The sequence below is a fragment of the Neobacillus fumarioli NBRC 102428 genome, from assembly GCF_001591485.1.
In the GTDB taxonomy this organism is placed as follows: Bacteria; Bacillota; Bacilli; order Bacillales; family Cytobacillaceae; genus Neobacillus; species Neobacillus fumarioli.
In genome coordinates this window covers 1-1282 of record NZ_BCUZ01000240.1, presented here as the reverse complement: position 1 = coordinate 1282, position 1282 = coordinate 1, and the positions used below count along the sequence as shown (strand labels likewise).

Sequence of the window (1282 nt, the reverse complement as noted above, 5' to 3'; positions counted from 1 at the left end):
AAACAAGGCGATCATGCCCGCCACTCCATGTAAAGCGTGTGCACAATCTCAACATAGCGGTTTAGGCGGTATGCCGGATGTAGTCTTCTACCTCTTGTGGTGTTTTATAGCCAATACTACTATGAATCCTTTTCCGATTATACCATCCTTCAATATATTGAAATAAAGCTAATTTGGCCGATTGATAATCTACGTATCTGACGTTGTGGATTTCTTCTTTCTTCAAAATAGCATGAAAGGATTCGATACAGGCATTGTCATATGGGCAACCTTTGCGACTGAATGACTGCTTCATGCCTTTGGATTGAACGTATGTCATAAACTCTTCGCTTGTATATTGAGAACCCAAATCGGTATGAAGAATAAGTCCTTCTTCTGGAGCTTGAGTTTCATACGCATTTTCTAACGCTTTCATTACTACATCGGTCGTCATTGTTCGAGAAAAGGAATAACCTACCACTTTTTTAGAATGTAAATCCAATACAGAAGCTAAATAGCACCAACCGTCTCTAAGCGTGTGGATATAAGTAATATCGGCCACCCATTTTTCATTGATAGAGTTGGTTGTAAAATCTTGTTCTAATAGATTTTCCCGTTCCTCTACCTTTTGTTTACTCGGATATGGACAGTATTTTTTCGATACAATAGACCGGATTCCAGCTTTTTTCATTAGGCGTTGAACTCTTTTTAGGCTCAACCTATAGCCCTCTTTTTGAAGGCTATGATGGATTTTGGGAGCCCCATAGCGTTGTTTGCTTTCTGTATGGATTTCAATGACTTTTTCAGTAAGTTCCTTGTTTTCTTGGTCACGGTTAGACTCAACGCGTTGAAAAGATTGATAGTACGTACTTCTTGGAATCTCTAATACTTCACAAAGTGTTTGAATGGCATACTGGTCTTTGTATTGTTTTATAACAGAAAGAAGCATAGTTTGACTTACTTTCTCGCGAATATGGCCATAGCCTTTTTTAAGATTTCATTTTCCTCCTGAAGACGGCGAATCTGCTTTTGCAATTTAGCAAAATGATCTGGAGTAACAGATGTTCCGTCTTCCAAACTGATAGGAGAATATTTTTTAATCCACTTGTAGATTGTTACATCTGATACGCCATATTCGCTGCTTAAATCTTTCACAGAGCTTCCCGTATTATAAAGATCAACGACCATTTTTTTGAAATCATCATTAAACTTTTTACCAGTACTTTGGTTACCCATAAGGACACATCCTTTCATTTTCATTATGGTCAGCTAATTGAAAATTTAACTTAGATGTGTCCATGAA

Annotated in this window: 1 protein-coding gene; it reads right to left on the bottom strand. The window is 37.4% G+C overall.

What is annotated here, in order from left to right:
* Positions 1-61: 61 nt before the first annotated feature.
* A protein-coding gene (locus BFU02S_RS15875; protein ID WP_157075976.1) for an IS3 family transposase occupies positions 62-1215 on the bottom strand; the annotation gives its coding sequence in 2 pieces (ribosomal slippage) (positions 62-963 and positions 963-1215; 1155 coding nt in all).
* Positions 1216-1282: the final 67 nt, after the last annotated feature.